We start from the raw sequence: 17,472 nt of genomic DNA, 5'->3' as shown, positions 1-17,472 counted from the left end.
AGACGCTAATACCTCTTTTTTTATCCAAGAGGAATAACAATGAAACTCACAACGATTGCAATGCTATGCCACTCTATTAATGCTGCATTTTGTTTGTCACAAGGCGATGAGTCGCATTTACCTTGGGAACAGACACCAGATGAACTGAAGAAAAGTATCGAATATGGTGTGAAGCTGCATTTAGAAAATCCAGATACCACACCCGAGCAGTCGCATGAATCCTGGCTTAAGGAAAAAGAAGCTCAAGGGTGGACCTATGGTGAGGTCAAAGACTTTGAAGCAAAAACACATCCATGCTTTAAACCTTATGCTGAATTACCGGCTGAGCAAAAGGCCAAAGACTATCTATTTAAAGCAGTGGTCAATCTTGCCCGTGATCTTCCTGATCCATCAGATGTACAGGACTTGAGTGCTGAAATCGTGAAATTGCAGCAGCAATTACAAAATGCCAAGTCTCAACCTGCAGTACAAGCGACAGCGCAAGTCGCTCCGGCAGTTGGCGTGACAATTTGCTATAAGGCAAACCGTGATACCTGGACCGATAACCTTTATGGCACACAATTGGTATTCAAGCGTGGTGTACCACGTACGGTACCAAGCAATCTTGCACAAAAGTTCCTGTCTCATCCTGAGTTTGAACGTGTTGAAGGTGGAGCTTTGACAGAGCAGGCCTCTACACAAGATGACACGCAACAAATTCTGGATGAACAGGCTAAAAAGAAGCAGCAGGCTGATGAAGTTGAAGAACTTAAGAGCGCAGAAATTCAAGCAGTTAATGGATTCCGCACAAAAGATGCTGTGATTAAGTATGTTGCAGAGCGTTATAAGGAAGAATTGGATTCAGACTTAAAGCTGGATCAGTTAAAGCAAATTGCTACGGATAAAATTCATCAATTCGGGGTTGTTTAATGAAATTGAGTGAGCTGCTTTCACGCTTTCGTACCGAATCAAACGATAAGGTGCAGCCTTATTTTAATGAAGATACGGAGGTAATTGACTGGTTGAATGATGCAGTAGAGGAAGCATGCTTACGTGCACGTCTACTGCATGAACATGCAAATCCTGATATTTGCAGAATTGCCGTGGTCGCTGGCAGCTCACAATATCCTTTGCATGACAGCCTTTATGAATTAACACATATTCGGTTTGATCCAGATAGTGGCCGTTGCGGTCGTGGCATTGAGTTGTCCTCAGAAGAAATGCTGAGTAAGACCTATTATGCTGACTGGCGTACACGACAGGGAACACCAGTACATGCAATTCAGTCTGATAATGGTTTACGTCTGGTTCCCACCCCGGATGAAAATGGCACTTTAATTCTTGAAGGCTATCGTTTGCCATTGGTGGCAATGGCAAATTTGGATGATGTGCCAGAGATTAATAAGTCTCATCATGTTCATTTAGTTCAATGGGCATTGCATAAGGCATTCAGTATTCCTGATACAGAATTTTTTGATGCAAACCGTGCCCAAATTGCTGAATTGAAGTTTACCGATTACTTCGGTGATCGTCCTGATGCTGATTTACGTCGTATGACACGTGAAGATTTTCAGCATTACATTTTGCCTACTTTGATTTAGTCGCACCCTGTAGGGTTGGTCAAATCTAACCCTACTTTCTCATCATAAAGCCATGTTTTTATTATTTGGATAATTATCATGGCGAATACCCTCTATGACAAAGCGCGTCAACGTTTCTTGGAAGGCCAATTTAACTGGCTAACTGATGTTGTCAAAGTTTTGCTGGTCAGCACAGCTTCCTATACGGTCAATACCGGCACACATGAATTCTTATCTGATATTTCCGGATCTGCGCGTATTGCCGGACCTGTCACGCTCACCGGTAAAAGTACGCTCGGTGGTGCGGCAGATGCGTCCGATGCCACCTTTCAAACTGTCACCGGTGGCGCGATTGGTGCCATTGTGATTTATGTGGATAGCGGATCTGAATCTACCAGCCCTTTACTTGCCTACATTGACACCGCAACTGGCTTACCAATCACACCCAATGGCGGTGACATTATTGTGACCTGGGATAACGGTACAAATAAGATCTTTAAGGTTTAACACCTTATTTTTTTTACAAGCTCTGTGTTGCATGGGGCTTAATCTATTAAGGGGGTTTTATGCCGACTAAGAGCAATGAAGCTATATCTCAGGACAGTACAGCTGCTTTAGAGCAGAGCAAGACTACTGATATCGCATCAGAACAGATAGTAGAAAAGCCGGCACCTATGGTGATTGGTGCGTCTGGCTTTCAGGGCGATGTGTATGGAAATAATCCAAATGAAGAACGTATTGACTGGAATTGCTTGGCCGCATTCCCACCATTTCAGATGTTTGCTTGTGAAAAGACTGGTAACGCTACCGATTCAATTGAATTTTGGATCTTGGGATTTATTAATGAATCCGTAATCAAGCAAGGTGAAAAACCGTTATTCAATGCCTACTGCGCTTGGCATGAAAATAAAGGCTACTGGAAAAATGAAACCGTGTACGGTGATTTAAAAGGAATTTAATATGGCATCAGTAATTGTTTCTGAGGACGGTGTTGGCCCATGGTATTTTGGTTTAGGTTTGAAGCCAGGTGCAACTATTGGAACTTTGGTTGGGATTGATGACTCTTTAATTGATCAGTTATTTAAATATCAGACCTTTTTGAAAAAGTGTGAAGATGCATTAATTGCCAATAACCTAGACGTATTAAAACCAATCACGACGATTTCCAATACATATACTTCACGTTATACACCGACTGACCGCGATGCGTTTAAACAAATTCCGATGACTGAGTTCACAACTACAACCTCGAATTGGGGTCTGGAGTTTACTACCATCTGGCAGCGTTTTTACGAATACACTTCGTCTACAGGCGAGAAATTATATTTTCGTTTGGATTTTGGTATTTCGGCAAAACCGGGTACATCAGGCACATACGAATTTTATGAAACCACCGCTTATTGTGTAACTGTAGGCACATCATTGGGTTCTGAGAATGTTGAGCATATTATTGGGCAGCGATATTTTCCACATGTACCGGATCGCGCATCGTTGAATCAAATACACTCAAAATTCACTACTACGACAGATTTTTATTTTGCGGCGAATGAAGACACAGTATTTTTCAGTTTTGGCGGCTACCGTGCTGCACGTTACGGAGCACTAGATGGTAGATTGGCTTTAGCCATATACCCTGGCACCCTACCTTCGGGTCCGGTTTTCACCCTTTTTGATCGATACAGTGCTGATGTACCGAAGATAACGGAAGCTGGGGTTTATTTTCCACCACGCTTAGCTACTTCCGCTGATACCAGTAATTTTATAACAGTGGCTACACCAAGTTCTGTGTCGGGATCTGGGACAGCTAGTTTGGCTAAAGTGGTCCTGCAGAATGGGGTATTTGAAACAGCTAATACAGGGTGTTTATGTACAGAAGTCCGAGCGGGTGCTTCGGTGGGTCGTATATATGGGATGCCATTTACTATGGCAATATCGTCCGGCATGTTAGTTGCTAAAGATTTAATGTTGCTTACCGATCCCGATATATCCTCGTTTAATATTCAGGACTATCCGTTTTATGTCGGTGAAAATAAAAAGACAGTGGTGCGTTTGCCTTGCATGGGCCAAACTGCTGTAGGGCACTCCAAAGTATCGTCTTTAATTTCTTTTAGCGATGGTCATCCAGATACTTTCCGAGCAATGGCACAAACGGTTCTAGGAGTGCTGCTAGATGAATCGCCTGTATTCTATTAATTTCAATATGCAAGACGGATGCAGCAATTCTTTCTTATCGTTTGTCGATGATGAGAACAGTCGATACTCATTGAAGCGCGGTAATATTTTTGCCGCACTATATTCTCACATACTTGAGTCGGCAGGTACTTTGGAGTTAAGTTCTGACGGCCTGCTAGGTGTAGTAGCTGACGACGCACCTGCAGCAGAAAGCACCGTGGTTTTATTTCAGGAGATTTCTGGCGTATATGTGGAAGTGGGTCGCCAGAAAAGTAGCGACGGCTCATGGGGGTTTAGCACACTCGGACAAGGGCCTACACTTGCTGTAGCACTAAAGCAAGGCTATAACGCAGGTATTGTCAGCGGATTGCTTCCAGGTGTAGCCGATGAGTGATGAACAAGGATATACACCACCGGCTTACAATAGGGTAAGCATCACACTACAACCAGAACAAAACCAGGTCTGGAACAGGGTATCGATCAATCTCACGCCTGATAGCTCAGGTGGTGGCGGTGGTGCACAGTATGTTGGTGGTGATGGCTTTGGTATCGATTCGCAACAGTTTGGCCAAGCCAATATTCGTTTATCGTTTGAATATCTACGGCCTACCGGGATTGCATCATCATTCAAGTTCGGAACTGCATCGATCCGACGTGCTGCGGAATTTATCAAGCCTAATGGCTTAAATGCTTTATCCATCGGTATTGCGAAGGTTGATAACTTTCATCGCCGCATATCGCTTGTGGGGATATTTAGCCAGGTCTTTGGTACAGCGAAAGTCTATAACCTGAAATCCTATATTCAGGTCAATAGTATCAATCCTCCGATATACGACTATAAGTATTTACCAAAAGTTGAGCTTGCAGATCGCACAATTAGTGTGACAGGTATTGCGCCACCTATCCCGGTTAAAGATCCGGGCAAGGACAATAAGCACCTGATTGCTTTTGGTGTGCGCTATATGCCGATGAAAGGCTATGAAGCCACTTTATTTGGTAAAGCAGGGATCTACTATAATCCGCGGTATCTGGAGCCGCGTGGCATCTTTGATCAGTACAATGCTGAACATAAAGTCAGTCCTAAAATCATTATCTATCCAGAAGGTTTTGTTGCAACTCGATTCGGTAGTCGTATCATCCCGGAAAGCCAGTCCATTTATCCGTTTGGCTTTGCTGAACAGTTTGGTCAACAGGAAGTACATAACTATACACAATACGTTATTCCTAAAGGCTTTCTGACTCCTGGTATCTTGCCAGAATATCGTTGGGGCAATACTTATGCCTATAACCTGAAACAGATTATCATCCAGGAAGAAGCGTCGGATTCGGGTTTGTTTCCACCGGCATCAGGTCAACCGGGCATTATTAACCGTAACCGCAGAATCACTACACATGGCCATGAATCACAGCGGTTTGGCTATCAGGTTTTTGAAAACGGTGCACGTGTGCTTGGACCTGCCGGAATTGCTTCACCAATTGAGGTTGAGCCGACCAGGACATTTATCGCAGACCGTATTCGCTCGGTACGCACGCAATCTGTAGAACCTCCGTTAGCATCACGATGGCATCATGTATTGAATGCCGCAAGCCAGATCAAAGGCCAAGGCTTTAATGCTGCATTGTTTGGATCTGCACACCTGCAGAATACCCGACGTTATTTCCGGTTTATCTCGGGTGGTGAGATGACGAAATTTGGCAAGCCGATGATCAGTGATGCGATTCGTCAGGTTGAAGCCGATCCGTTTTATGCAATCCAAGCACCAGTAGTGCCGATGCCAAAAGTGTTTTTAAGCAGACAGTATCTTGAGCCAGTACCTTTTGAATCACTCGTGTTTGGATGGCAAGAGAGCTATATTCGTTGGAATAAGATCTTTCCTCGATTTAACCGAACCAGTGTGGTTGGTGAGCCAATTGTAAAAAATAAGAACTTTCACCCGAATGTACGTGGCTTTGAGAGCCAAGAGTTTGGTATAGCTAAATTTGAAAACGTCATCCGAACCATTCAGCAGCATTCTGTGATTGCAACACTCATGGGTCGTCCGACCATTGGCGACAGTAAGCGTTATCTTGAGGTTAGTTCAATCAAGCCGCCTGAACTGTCACGCTTTGCTGAAGTCTATGAAATCGGCACAGGTCACTATCCGGTTAAGCGTATATTGCCGACAGGTATTGAACTTAAGAGCTTTATGGGCGTACCAAAGGTACTACAGAACAATATCATTATAGAAAATGAAGGGCCGTTTACCCGTTTCGGTACTGCAAATGTGCGTTTCATTGGTGCGCGTGTTGAACCTGGTATATGGGAAATGAATTGGGGTGTGCCACGTGTCGAATATAAGACACGCAGAATTTACCCGGAAGGTAAGGACTTCATGGCGTTTTTCCCGGAACGTCAAACCGTGATGTTTATTTCTGCACATACCATCTATGCAGCGACTAAAACTGTGCCGAACCAAGCAGTACGAAATCACGAAGAACCGCGATTACCTCTACACCATATTGATGGTTACGATGTGATGACTGCCAGGGAAAGATTGCCAGGGGCTATTTTTGGTACTGCCAAAATTAATCACTATCACCGTTTCTTAAATCCAGGATCGATTCAGGCTATAAAAATGACAGATCCTGAGATCCGCAATACCTACCACCTGATTGCGCCAAAAGGATTGAATGCCTTGCGTATGGGGATGATTTCACCACTTGGCGATCAAACTATTTTAATTCGTAGTGGTATCGCATCAAGCAATACCTTTGGCCGACCCGTGGTTAGAAATAATTTGGTGACACCGGATCAGATCAAGCCAAACGGATTAAATGCCTTGCTCTTTGGTGCCAATAAAATTGAACATCTGAATCGAACCTTGAGATTGACCGGCTTTAATAGTCTGCAGATGGGTTATTCGCGTCAGAATGATACGCCTTTTATGTGGCAGAGTTTGCATGTTGGACCACCAGTGCCGATGAATGTCGGTGGTGATGATCATCAGCTATTTGGTAATACCTGGATTTCACACTATGTACGTGAAGTGGTTACAGCCGGCAGTGATTTTGCTGTCGTGAATGAATACGATGTGACTACATTTGCACACCGCATGAAAGTCTGGAATGCCGAGAAATATGAACCGCCACGCCAGACGATCAATCCAATAGGCTTTGATAACCTGAAAATGAAAGTGTCCAATATTCGCCACCAGGCGCATTACATCCGTCCAGATGGCAACAGTGAAACATTCAGGAAAAGCAATCCATCAGGAGAGAAGAAATGACCGGACCTAAGCCATACGGACTGCATAGCTATGGCGATCAACTCACTGAGAGCGATTTAAGTTTTATTGATCACCAAGCAAAGAAGGTATCCAATTTAAAGGTTGTGCACCAACTGGAAAGCATTAAGTACACCAGAGAGCTACCTAATGGTGGCTTTGTTATTCTTACTGATATGGGGGGTGTATTTCGTGCGATCACCTACAAGCAGCCCATCTTAGAGCCATTAGAGCGTGATCTTGATGGTATGGCCCACATGCAGATCCCCATGCTGTTTTCTGGCGTGTTTAAAAAACATGACTGGCTTAGAAATGGGGAGGGTGCTGAACTTCGCCTGACGCAGCAATGTGCCAGACGTTTAGGTGGTTATGTAGAAGAAGTGGGCCGCGATCATAAGTTGCAGAAATTCCGGGTGCCTTACAGTCCATACTTCCAGGAACTCAAGCCCGATATAGCCAAATATTCCGACGATGATACGCTAATGTTTACCCAATATGGCAAACACGCTTCGACCTGGTATAGCGGTGCCATGGCCGAAGTGATGCAGATCGTGGCCGGGTATGGTCGCCAAGATCGTGATCAATTGCCACAAGATAACCTCATTGAACAGGCTGTCTTTAAGATTCCTGCCGGTATAGCTGAACAAATTGAATCGGAACTTGATGGTTATACCTTGCCTGGCTATATGGGCGTACCTCCCGAAGATGGTTGTTTTCAGTTTAACTATAGTTTTCACAATACTGACCTTGTGGCATTCGATAGAAATCTTGAGCCTTGGTTAATTAAGGTCAATTCATCGGGTGTGTGGGCCATGCCATTACCCGTGATCCCTGCCTCCACTTCTGAATTATTCCAGGCGTATGTGGCTGAGAATGGTGATGAAGAACTGTTAAAGATCCTGGACAAGTTTAAGGGGATTCCAAGCGGTGAAGGCTTTCCAATGGCCCCAAGTGAGTTTTACGATTGGGTACGTGCCGGAGTGATTATCAAGGTCTGCGATACTGCTGATTTTTACCAACACTCCCCTTATACCAGTGCGTGTGGTTGGAGCTGCAACACGGATGGTACACACTTGGTCAATACCTGTTATGACTATCTCAATAATCTGTGTCATGGCTTTTTTTATCAGATCAAACTTAACTTAGGTACCGCAAAAAACAGGGGATGGATTGAAAAGAAAAATCTCGGCGGATTGAGTAATTCCAATGCGGCGCAAGTCAGCCGCTACATTGGGGAGCTGAATCAGTATATTGGTAGTACCGGGCATCTGGCTTCGCTACTTCGTTATAAGTTAAGACGTGTTGATGTATCAGAAATACTGAGCCGTTCACATCGATCTACTGATGATGGTGAAGTGGACTACTGGCGTAACTATGAGCTAGATCCTATAGCTTCACATAGCGGAAATACCAATATTGCCAGTCGTGGCTATCTATATGGCGGTACACCGGTGAAATTGCCGGAGCCTTTTATTAAAGGTTGCATGAGCCTGGTGTTTTTACCTGAAGACCAAAGAATACCTATTGTTGAATTTCCGAGAATCGATACGGTTGTATTCGCCTACTTCATCGGGGATGACCTAAAAGTGATCAAGAACTTCCATGATGAGCGAAGGTTTTACAGGGAAGTGCAAGGTAACTTTGAGGATGTGATGTATGTGGGTGCATGGGATGAAACAGAAACCTTTGGCTTAACAGGTTTATCTGGAACCTACTACACCACTGATTTTGATGACCGCAGGGAAGTTTCAGAAGGGACTAAGCATACTAAGATCGTGGGCAAAGACCTGGGCTATAGCTCACCGAAGTTCATCTGGCCAAATATTTTCTGGATGGATGGGAATATCGTGCGGCTACGCTATGTTGAAAGAACATATTTTATTACTACCAATAACTATGACCGTGGATTGGAGGTAGCAACTATTGTTCCATATTTAAATCGAAATGCCTTGCTGTATGCGAAAAAGGATTATGTGAACGGCTCATCAAATCATTATGAAGAATATAACGTGCGGATAAGTATTGTTGATCCGAACTGGTATTCGATGTGGACCTATAGTCCTGTCAAATGGTTCTCAGGTGGTATGTCGGTAGAGTGGTACGGCACCAAATGGAGAAGCAACAAGCCTTATCCGGTGGATGGAAATCCTATCTGGGTGGAAAAACTAATTTATCAGGGCTTAACGCCTCATAATGAATTTGCTGATGAGGGTGATTGGCTTGCAGGTGGAAGTTTTCCAATGGATGTATATGGACTATCCAGAATGCCTGAAACCGAACCAAATATTGCCAGTTACTATAATGAAATCAAAAATCCAGAAGCCGAACCTGAGTATCAATTATGGGGTTCAATCCTGCCGGTTGTGTTCAAGATTAGTGACAAGCCGCATAATCAATTGTATTACGAGCCTTCACCACACCCGGATCATGGCAACGTAGTGTATGAGGATGCCTGTAAGGTTATGTTTGGTACGATGCAGTATGCGAATATGTCCTATGGGATTACAGACAGAAAAGCCTTTGGCCACACTTCACTTGCAGACCGAACCAAGTGTGACGTGTTCTTTGGCGTAATTAACGAATAGGTGCGCAATGGCTGTCAAAAAAATACCAGCATTCCTTGGAATCAATAACGTCAAGGAAGATGCTGCACTTGAGATAAGAGGGGATTCACCTGGCTTATTTGTCCGTGATGCGGTGAATATCAATTTTTCCGATTCAGGCCGGGCAGAATTGGCCCAGGGAATGCAGCTGCAAAGCAGCAAGGCTATCCGTGATTTATGGCAATCCCCTTTACACAAAGAATGCTTTGCCGCATTGGATGGTCAATGGGTCAAGGTTAATCTTGATACCTGGGATACCGAGCCATTGATTGAATGTGGAAATGGTCCATTATTTCATATCGTACTGAATAATCTTGTCTGTATGGCCTGTGATAATGGCCTTTTTATCTATGATGGCCAGACTGCAAAACGCCTGACTATTGATACACCAGCCAGACCACAAGCCAATGTGAAATCTGGCTATAGCCTAGATCAAGGTGATTATAGTTTTGCTATTTCTTGGTTGGCCAATGGCCTTGAGTCAGCATTATCAGAAATTGAAAAAGTACAGCTACTGGATAAAAGCGGTGTGCAACTGCAATTGCCGATGTGTCTGGACAGCCATGTGACGCATGTACGGATCTATATGTCTGATCCGGGTGGTAGCGAATTACGTCAGGCGTTTGAATTGCCGATTGACACCATGAGTGTTGATATTCCGGCTTTACCTGAATTGGGCCGGGCTGCGACTTTCCAGTACCTATCTCCAATGAAAAGTGGTGATTTCCTGCGTTTATGGCGTGGTCGTTTGTGGGTGGTTCGATCTAATGTGCTGTATTTTTCCGAAGCCATGACCTATCACTTGACTGATGAGCGTTACAACTTTATCCAGTTTCCTCAGCGCATTCGTTTTATTGAGCCGGTAGATGGTGGTATTTGGGTAGGTCAGGCTGATCATGTCGTGTTCTTACGTGGGCAGGACATGCGTAACATGGTGATCGAGCACAAAGCATCACGTGCACCAGTCTATGCAAGCAGTGCCTTGCTGCATAGTGATATGGTTAAGTCACTTTCTCAGGGCGGTACATGGTGTGCCGTATGGCTGGCTGAGAATGGTTTTGTAGTAGGGACAGCAGATGGGCAGTTAGTTGAACTGCAGTCTGAATCAATCAAAGGGATTAGTGCGCAATCCTCTCAGCTTGTAGGGTTCGCTGATCGATTAGTGGCAGTTGTAAATTAGGTTTTATTTACAATATAGGCCATAACCATGGATGCAAAACTACAGCGCGTCTTGATGAAAGATGCACTCAATGAGAATTTTGACGAAACTGAAGAAGGTATTTTCTTCCCAAAGCACGGCTTTATGCTTTCAGGTGAATATATGGATCGGATCAACGGTGGTGAAGCGACCTTTACCAAAAACCTGATTCCGAAAGAAGCACTGATTCACGTTTTAAACGTGGCCATTGGCTCTAAAGCAAAACCGGCAGGATCTTACCTGGCGTTGTTTAATGGTGCTACTGCACCTGCAGATAACTGGACAGCTGCAAACTTTGCTGCAACAGCTGGTGAAATCGTTTCACTGACTGAGGGTTATACCAACGCAACACGTCCTCAATTCATCCCTTCGGATTCTACCGATCAAAAATATATTGATAACTTTAGCAACGTGGCCAGTGTGACTATTGCTACCACTTCACAGGTCAACGTGACAGGTGTGGCACTCCTAACCAATAACCAACGTGGTGGAGCAACCGGTGTGTTGCTTTCAGCGACAAAGTATCCTGCAGCACGTGTATTCCAGAACGGTGACGTGTTTGAAATCGGTTATCGCATTACTGCAACAGCATAAAATCTAAAGCACTGGTGTATCGTCATCGGTGCTTGTTAGGGAGCCTAGCATGGCGATATATCGTGACGATGCACTAGAAAACATCTTCTTATTAGATAGCAGTTGGTTGCGGTTAAGGGCTATCGCAGAAGATCGAATTGTTTTTGCGGATACTGCCGCAATGACACTCAAAGTTTTTTCCGAAGATTCTTTTAGTCTATCCGATGAACTGAGCCAGTCCGGTGCCATTTCAATCGCTCTGGATGGTTTTAATTTATCCGACCAGATCACCGGGCAGCGCATTGTACGCAGTCTGGTGTCTGACCAGGTGAAGCTGTTTGATACAGCTTATCGTTTTCTCTCTGAGAATATTGAAGATCAGCTCACGCTTAATGATTTCACCCTGTCTACCACATTGGCATTGAGCAATGATTCCATTCACTTTGTGGAGTCTATTTCTGGTCAGCGATATTCAAGAATCCTGAGCAATGATCAATTTAAATTGGTGGATCTAGCCAATACCGTTGCATCTGAACAGGTTATCGACAGCATTCTTCTAGGTGACTTCACCCAGGATAAGCTACGCGCACAAAGCTATTTAATCGATTCAATTAGCTTTGCTGATCAGGATCTATCTAGTGTGCAGCTGCACAGCCATGCTATCGATATGCTGCAGCTTGGCGACAGCACACAATCCAAGTTGACGGCACGAACACACAGCAATGATTACTTCTCTATTTATGATGAATTAAAAGACAGCAAGGTTTACGGCCAGGCATGGACTGCGAATACAAACACTTGGGCCATGAGCCGCTATATGCCTTACAACTTTGATGGTCTTTCCGTGATTAATGGAAAACTATACGGCTGGAATGATCAGGGTGTGTACCTGATGGATCAGGCAAGCCACTTAATTCATGGCTTGATCGAAACTGGTAAGCTGGATTTTGGTGATAGCCTGGTGCATCCAACAGCAGCTTATCTTGAATATGAAATGAGTGGTCATAGCAAGCAGTTGAGTCTTGCTGTTACTTCTACCCAAAGCGGAAAACCTGCAACTTATACCTATATGTTGCCGGATGAGGAATCGGAACATTTGACCAATGGTCGTGTGATGTTTGGCCGTGGGCTAAGAGGTCGCCATTTCTCCTTTGCTATTTCCATTGCCGCAACTTCTGCAAAAATTAATGCCTTGTCTGTGGACTTCACCAGAACCACTAGGAGAATATAATGAGTTTAGATTCAAAAGTTGCACCTGACGGTATTATGGATGCAGCCGTGACAACTGTTATGGATCAGATGGATAAATTAGATAGTGTATCTTCTCGCTATCGTAATGAATTATCTCAAGCACTTGCTGGTATTAAAGAAGTTACAGTCACACATATTGAACCGCCGACACGAATGCCAGTACTTGAAACACCAGTGCCAACCATTGATTTGTCTACATCACCAAAATTTACAGCAATAAAGTTAGACAAGCCGACATTGCCTGAATTTCAAAGCATTGAAAACTTACTCAGTGAACTGAACTTAGATGATCTGAATATGCCGGATACACCGGTCATGCCGACAATTGAGCTACCAAGTGCACCAGGTATAACCAATATCGAAGTACCGGTACGTCCATTTATTGATACAGATGTTCATATTCCAGATGCACCTGTTTTAGATATGCCTGAAATGGATGAACTAAAACAGATTGAGATACCAGTATTTCAATTCCCTGAATTGCCGGACTTTGATGGGGTGCCACCGTCGATAAGTGGTGTCACTGTACCTAATGTATTTATCGAATGGAAGGAGCCGAAATATCAGTCAGAGTTATTAGATGAACTTTCAGCATATATCCGTGAAGGAATGCAAGGTGGCACTGGATTACCTGCACCGATTGAAGAAGCCTTATTCAATCGTTCTCGTACAAGAGAAAGCCGAGAAACATCACGCGCTGTACAGGAGGCTGTTAATGATTGGTCTACGCGCAACTTTTCAATGCCACCTGGTATGTTGGTCAAGCAAGTGGCGAGTATTCGTGAACAGGGGCAGCTCAAAGCAAGTGAACTGAATCGGGATATTTTAATTGAAGCATCGAAAATGGAGATTGAGCAGATCCGTTTCTTGGTTCAGCAAGGTATGTCACTTGAGCAGCTAACTATTAATATCTTTAACAACTTTGCCAATCGCTTATTTGAAGTAGCCAAGTTTAATGCTGAAAGCCAAATCAGTGTTTTTAATGCACAGATTGCTTTCTTTAATGCACAGAATGAAGCATTCAACGTGTTATCAGGTGTGTACAAAACTAAGCTCGATGGTGCATTAGCCAAACTGAGCGCATATAAAACTGCAGTGGATGCACAGGTAGCCATTGGTCAAGTGAACGAACAATATGTTCAGGTATTCAAGGCCAAAATGGATGCGGTACTTTCCAATGTGGAAGTATATAAAGCATTGGTACAAGGCGCGTCAGTACGTGCCGATGTGATTAAAAACCAGTTTGATTCATATCGCTCAGATGTTCAAGCCTACAGTGAACAGATCAATGCAGAGAAGGTCAAAGTCGATGCCTATGAAGCTCAGGTCAGAGGTGAAACAACTAAGGCTAGTTTATTTGATACTCAGGCACGTGCGTATGCTTCGACGATTCAGGGGGTACAAGCAAAAGCTGATGTGAAAGGCAAGCAGATCCAGTTAAAAATGGAAGCTGCCCGGGTCTGGATTAGTAAATACCAGTCTGATCTTGAAGCTTACAAGGCCGAACTGCAAGCCAATCTATCTGAGGTTCAGCAAAATACAGCAGCCTTTAGCGCAGAGGTAGATGCATGGCGAGCCACTGCAGGCATGGAAGTCAGCCAAGCTGAAATGCAATCGCGTTATGCTGATACGAACACCCGGACAAATATTGCCTATGCTGAAATGCAACTTAAGGAATATGAATCCAAAATGACCAAAGCGATTCAGGAGGCTAATATCGCGCTTGAATCCGCTAAAGCCATGGGTCAATACACGGCACAATTGGCAGCCGGTGCTATGAGTGCAGCGCATGTTTCAGCCAGTATCAGCGGTAGTGGTACAACTTCCATTGGCTATAGTTCAAGTGAATCTGAGACCACAAGCAAGAACTATAATTATGAAAGATAGTCCGCCTTATAGGGTTCGCCCTGGTCTTATTTGATAAGTAACATTTGGCTCATCAAATAAGATTTAGGGCTTTTTTATGAGCTACGGAATTAAAAGAGGCGGCAAGGTTAAAGGTAAAGGTACCGGTACATCCGATGATGTTAAAAAAAACGTACCATCAGGTAGTTATATTATGCCTGCGGATTCAACCAAACAGATTGGTGCTGAAAATCTGGAAGAAATGGGCGAATCTAAAGAAAAGGACCGTACTGAAACGGTAGAGGGTATGGGTGAGCCCAGAGAAGTTAATCTCAGTAACGGTGAATTCCAGCTCACGCCTGACCAGGTACATCAGGTGGGTGTGCAAGCCTTGGACCAGATGAAGAACCAAACACATACACCAGTTGATCAACCACAAATTCAGGGTGGATTTGGTATTCACAAAAAACCTGAACTGTTTTTTGTCAATGGTGGTGAAATACCAGGTTATTTAAAACGTCGTGAGCAAAATCAAAATCCGTTAATGAGTCAAGGTATACAAAACACTTTAAATAATGGTTTCGGAAAAGAGTCACCTTCACTTGGTTCACCACCAAAACCTCAAGATCAAACAACTGTACCTCAGAAATCTAATGCCAATTTTGGTCTTGGTAAGGTTGATTTGGGTTTTGAAATGCCTAAAGTCAACTGGGGGCAGATGAATCCTGTCAATACTTTCAGTAGTGCTTTTCCTACAACAAATGAGAATAAGCTAGCATCATCAGAAAAACCTGCGCCGACCGCACTAAAACCTAAACCTCAAGCCACTACACCTCTACCTGTAAGTGCAACGCAAACATCAACAGCAGCCAAAGTTGCTACGCCTGCACCACAGCCATCCATTACGCCTGCACCACAGCCATCCATTCAAGATCGAATGAATAGTGCAATGTGGGGTGGTGAACAAAACACTCAAGCAACACAACCAGCATCAACCAATACCAATCCTTATGCCATTCAACAAAAAGGCAATAGCTTTAGTTATACCAATCCAGCAGCTGCCAGCCAAGCACGTTCAGCAGGTATACCAGAGTTACAGAGTAGTGGCTTTGCCGGCGGCATTCGTCGCACGAATGATCCAAAAGGTGTTGCAAACTTTATGGCGAATACCCGTGAAATGGGGCCAACACAAGATATGATTGATAAGGCTGTAGCGCAACGTGAATTAAATATAGGTTTGCAGGGGTATGGAGGAATTGCCAGACAACCTCAAGCACCACAAAGCACTCCTGAACAAGATGAAGCAATTAGAGTAGCTCTAAAAGCTGCAAGCACACCATACAAAGATATGAATGGTGAGTTGACCAACAAGCAAATTAGTAACTTATTTGGCTTCAGAAAAAATGAAGCAGACAGAGAATCTTCTCGCTATGCCACTGATGCCAATAATGCAACGAGTCAGGCAAATACTGCGGTAAATAATACGGCAGCTCTACAGCGTGAAGCCCTAGGGCAGGAAGGGCAAAATTACCGTGCCGAATTGGGTGAAAACGGCCAGAATAATCGGTATGGTTTAGGGCTTCAACAGGACCGTGAAAAGTTTAATGCAGAATATGGATTAAAAAATCGTGAGATGAATTTGACTGAGGCCAAAGAAGGTTTTGGTATTCGTAAATCACAGCGTATCGAAAAACTAAATGAAATGTATGATCACGCGCAAACCAACGAGCAACGTCAAAGTATTCAGGCGCGGCATGACCGTTTGGTTGGCGCAGATACCACTAAAAAGAATCCGTATATGACTGTAGGTGGTGGGCAAGAGTGGAATGAAAAGGCGGGAAGCATGGTGAACCGACCACAGCAGCTATTTAATTATGAAACAGGGCAGTTTATTGATGCACCTTCACAGCAACAATCACAGCAAGTACCACAGGCTGGTCAAGTGATTAATGGTTTTAGATTTAAAGGTGGTGATTTTAATAACCAAAGTTCTTGGGAAAAAGTTTAAAAAACAAAGCCACCCTAGGGTGGCTTTTTAGTTATAGAGCGTTAATTACTTTTTATATTCAAGAGCCATACGATCTGTGCTGCTTAAATGCCATTGGAAATATTCCATGAACTCTTTTTGCTTTTTCAGTTCATCCTTATTAATGAAATGATAAGCAAATAATGCGCCATCAATAAACCGATCATGAATAGCAGCAGACATGTTTGGGCTTAATACTCTAATAGAGTCACCAAAATTAAGCCACCATTCATGTATCCAAAGCATATGCATTGCCAACCCCTGTACAGATCGATGGTAATTCTGACTGACTTCAATCATTTGGGGTTTAGTTACTGTAGTAATTTTTGATTTCAACTCCATGGTTTCCAGATAATGAACAGCTTCCGGGAAATGAATTGCCAAAAGCTGGCTGTACTTAGCAATCTTGAAGTGTCGGTTATGACGTGCCCACATTTCAGCAAAGATTTTACGTTCACCGCCTGAACGTCGAGCAACAATTTCATGCAGTAAGGCTTGCTGCTCTGGTGAGATGGATTGGCGGTCGTTAATTTTCCATTGGGTCACTAACATTTTATATGCGCGAATCACAATTAGATGGAATTTTGCAGAAATCCACATCGCGTATGAGTAAACCAAGTCTTCTACAACATAAGTACCCTGATCTTTTCCCCTTCCGCGAATTACATTAACTGCATCTGAATTATGATTCTCAGATTTGAGCATCATAGTGTTTTGTTCAATTTCCTGAATTAAATCTTTGGTCTGTTCGCTTCGCAAGAAATTAGAAGGCTTGTGTTTATCCAGTCCACCACCAGCTTTATGCAAATCGTTAATGCAATAACGACCATCTTTATCTTGGCGAATCGAAAATTCACCAATAACTAACGGTTGATTGTTTGGGTTTGCGAAATTTTGTGTTAAATTACTCATAGTTAACTTTCTCGTGTTGTTGACTACAATCAAGCCCGACCGACCAAAGTTCAGGGCTTTTTTGTTGTCT

Annotated in this window: 14 protein-coding genes; 13 read left to right on the top strand and 1 reads right to left on the bottom strand. The window is 43.6% G+C overall.

Annotated features, from left to right (window positions below; genetic code table 11):
* The first annotated feature begins 39 nt into the window (after positions 1-39).
* The 13 genes from B9T38_RS11975 to B9T38_RS17005 all read left to right on the top strand — a co-directional run bounded on the left by B9T38_RS11975 (position 40) and on the right by B9T38_RS17005 (position 16,472).
* On the top strand, positions 40-909 hold the full coding sequence (locus B9T38_RS11975) for a RyR domain-containing protein (protein ID WP_086197014.1): 870 nt from the start codon (positions 40-42) through the stop codon (positions 907-909).
* Positions 909-1,580: a phage adaptor protein gene (locus B9T38_RS11970; RefSeq protein ID WP_086197013.1), complete on the top strand. Its 672-nt coding sequence runs from the start codon at positions 909-911 to the stop codon at positions 1,578-1,580. Before B9T38_RS11975 ends, B9T38_RS11970 begins: the two co-directional genes overlap by 1 nt.
* Before the next feature lie 78 nt (positions 1,581-1,658).
* Positions 1,659-2,066 (top strand): hypothetical protein, encoded by a 408-nt coding sequence (locus B9T38_RS11965; protein WP_086197012.1) that lies wholly within the window; start codon positions 1,659-1,661, stop codon positions 2,064-2,066.
* Positions 2,067-2,125: 59 nt separating this feature from the next.
* Positions 2,126-2,518, top strand: a complete 393-nt coding sequence (locus B9T38_RS11960; RefSeq protein WP_086197011.1) for a hypothetical protein — start codon at positions 2,126-2,128, stop codon at positions 2,516-2,518.
* A 1-nt stretch (position 2,519) separates the two neighbouring features.
* Positions 2,520-3,752, top strand: a complete 1,233-nt coding sequence (locus B9T38_RS11955) for a hypothetical protein (RefSeq protein ID WP_086197010.1) — start codon at positions 2,520-2,522, stop codon at positions 3,750-3,752.
* A gap of 70 nt (positions 3,753-3,822) precedes the next feature.
* Positions 3,823-4,125 (top strand): hypothetical protein, encoded by a 303-nt coding sequence (locus B9T38_RS11950; protein ID WP_143222703.1) that lies wholly within the window; start codon positions 3,823-3,825, stop codon positions 4,123-4,125.
* Positions 4,118-6,997 (top strand): hypothetical protein, encoded by a 2,880-nt coding sequence (locus B9T38_RS11945; RefSeq protein WP_086197008.1) that lies wholly within the window; start codon positions 4,118-4,120, stop codon positions 6,995-6,997. Before B9T38_RS11950 ends, B9T38_RS11945 begins: the two co-directional genes overlap by 8 nt.
* A gap of 173 nt (positions 6,998-7,170) precedes the next feature.
* On the top strand, positions 7,171-9,579 hold the full coding sequence (locus B9T38_RS11940) for a hypothetical protein (protein WP_143222701.1): 2,409 nt from the start codon (positions 7,171-7,173) through the stop codon (positions 9,577-9,579).
* A gap of 7 nt (positions 9,580-9,586) precedes the next feature.
* A complete protein-coding gene (locus tag B9T38_RS11935) occupies positions 9,587-10,777 on the top strand; it encodes a hypothetical protein (RefSeq protein ID WP_086197006.1) in 1,191 nt (396 codons plus the stop codon).
* 27 nt (positions 10,778-10,804) lie between these two features.
* Positions 10,805-11,389 carry a hypothetical protein gene (locus B9T38_RS11930; RefSeq protein ID WP_086197005.1) on the top strand — a complete coding sequence of 195 codons (585 nt, stop codon included), beginning with the start codon at positions 10,805-10,807 and terminating at the stop codon, positions 11,387-11,389.
* Between the two features lie 49 nt (positions 11,390-11,438).
* Positions 11,439-12,599, top strand: coding sequence for a hypothetical protein (locus tag B9T38_RS11925; protein ID WP_086197004.1), 1,161 nt, complete (start codon positions 11,439-11,441; stop codon positions 12,597-12,599).
* Positions 12,599-14,506, top strand: coding sequence for a hypothetical protein (locus B9T38_RS11920; protein WP_086197003.1), 1,908 nt, complete (start codon positions 12,599-12,601; stop codon positions 14,504-14,506). Before B9T38_RS11925 ends, B9T38_RS11920 begins: the two co-directional genes overlap by 1 nt.
* Positions 14,507-14,582: 76 nt before the next feature.
* On the top strand, positions 14,583-16,472 hold the full coding sequence (locus B9T38_RS17005; RefSeq protein WP_086197002.1) for a hypothetical protein: 1,890 nt from the start codon (positions 14,583-14,585) through the stop codon (positions 16,470-16,472).
* A 45-nt stretch (positions 16,473-16,517) separates the two neighbouring features.
* On the opposite strand, the gene B9T38_RS11910 is transcribed toward B9T38_RS17005, so the two are convergent.
* Positions 16,518-17,402: a KilA-N domain-containing protein gene (locus B9T38_RS11910; RefSeq protein WP_086197082.1), complete on the bottom strand. Its 885-nt coding sequence runs from the start codon at positions 17,400-17,402 to the stop codon at positions 16,518-16,520.
* Between the last annotated feature and the right edge of the window lie 70 nt (positions 17,403-17,472).

This window comes from Acinetobacter sp. ANC 4218 (assembly GCF_002135245.1).
In the GTDB taxonomy this organism is placed as follows: Bacteria; Pseudomonadota; Gammaproteobacteria; order Pseudomonadales; family Moraxellaceae; genus Acinetobacter.
This window is presented reverse-complemented; position numbering and strand designations above follow the sequence as displayed.

Bases quoted from the DNA above. Each gene is read 5' to 3' on its own strand.
- B9T38_RS11965 (WP_086197012.1), top strand. From the start codon at position 1,659: ATGGCGAATACCCTCTATGACAAAGCGCGTCAACGTTTCTTGGAAGGC.
- B9T38_RS17005 (WP_086197002.1), top strand. From the start codon at position 14,583: ATGAGCTACGGAATTAAAAGAGGCGGCAAGGTTAAAGGTAAAGGTACC.
- B9T38_RS11945 (WP_086197008.1), top strand. From the start codon at position 4,118: ATGAGTGATGAACAAGGATATACACCACCGGCTTACAATAGGGTAAGC.
- B9T38_RS11930 (WP_086197005.1), top strand. From the start codon at position 10,805: ATGGATGCAAAACTACAGCGCGTCTTGATGAAAGATGCACTCAATGAG.
- B9T38_RS11975 (WP_086197014.1), top strand. From the start codon at position 40: ATGAAACTCACAACGATTGCAATGCTATGCCACTCTATTAATGCTGCA.
- B9T38_RS11910 (WP_086197082.1), bottom strand. From the start codon at position 17,402: ATGAGTAATTTAACACAAAATTTCGCAAACCCAAACAATCAACCGTTA.
- B9T38_RS11940 (WP_143222701.1), top strand. From the start codon at position 7,171: ATGGGGGGTGTATTTCGTGCGATCACCTACAAGCAGCCCATCTTAGAG.
- B9T38_RS11935 (WP_086197006.1), top strand. From the start codon at position 9,587: ATGGCTGTCAAAAAAATACCAGCATTCCTTGGAATCAATAACGTCAAG.
- B9T38_RS11925 (WP_086197004.1), top strand. From the start codon at position 11,439: ATGGCGATATATCGTGACGATGCACTAGAAAACATCTTCTTATTAGAT.
- B9T38_RS11970 (WP_086197013.1), top strand. From the start codon at position 909: ATGAAATTGAGTGAGCTGCTTTCACGCTTTCGTACCGAATCAAACGAT.
- B9T38_RS11920 (WP_086197003.1), top strand. From the start codon at position 12,599: ATGAGTTTAGATTCAAAAGTTGCACCTGACGGTATTATGGATGCAGCC.
- B9T38_RS11955 (WP_086197010.1), top strand. From the start codon at position 2,520: ATGGCATCAGTAATTGTTTCTGAGGACGGTGTTGGCCCATGGTATTTT.
- B9T38_RS11960 (WP_086197011.1), top strand. From the start codon at position 2,126: ATGCCGACTAAGAGCAATGAAGCTATATCTCAGGACAGTACAGCTGCT.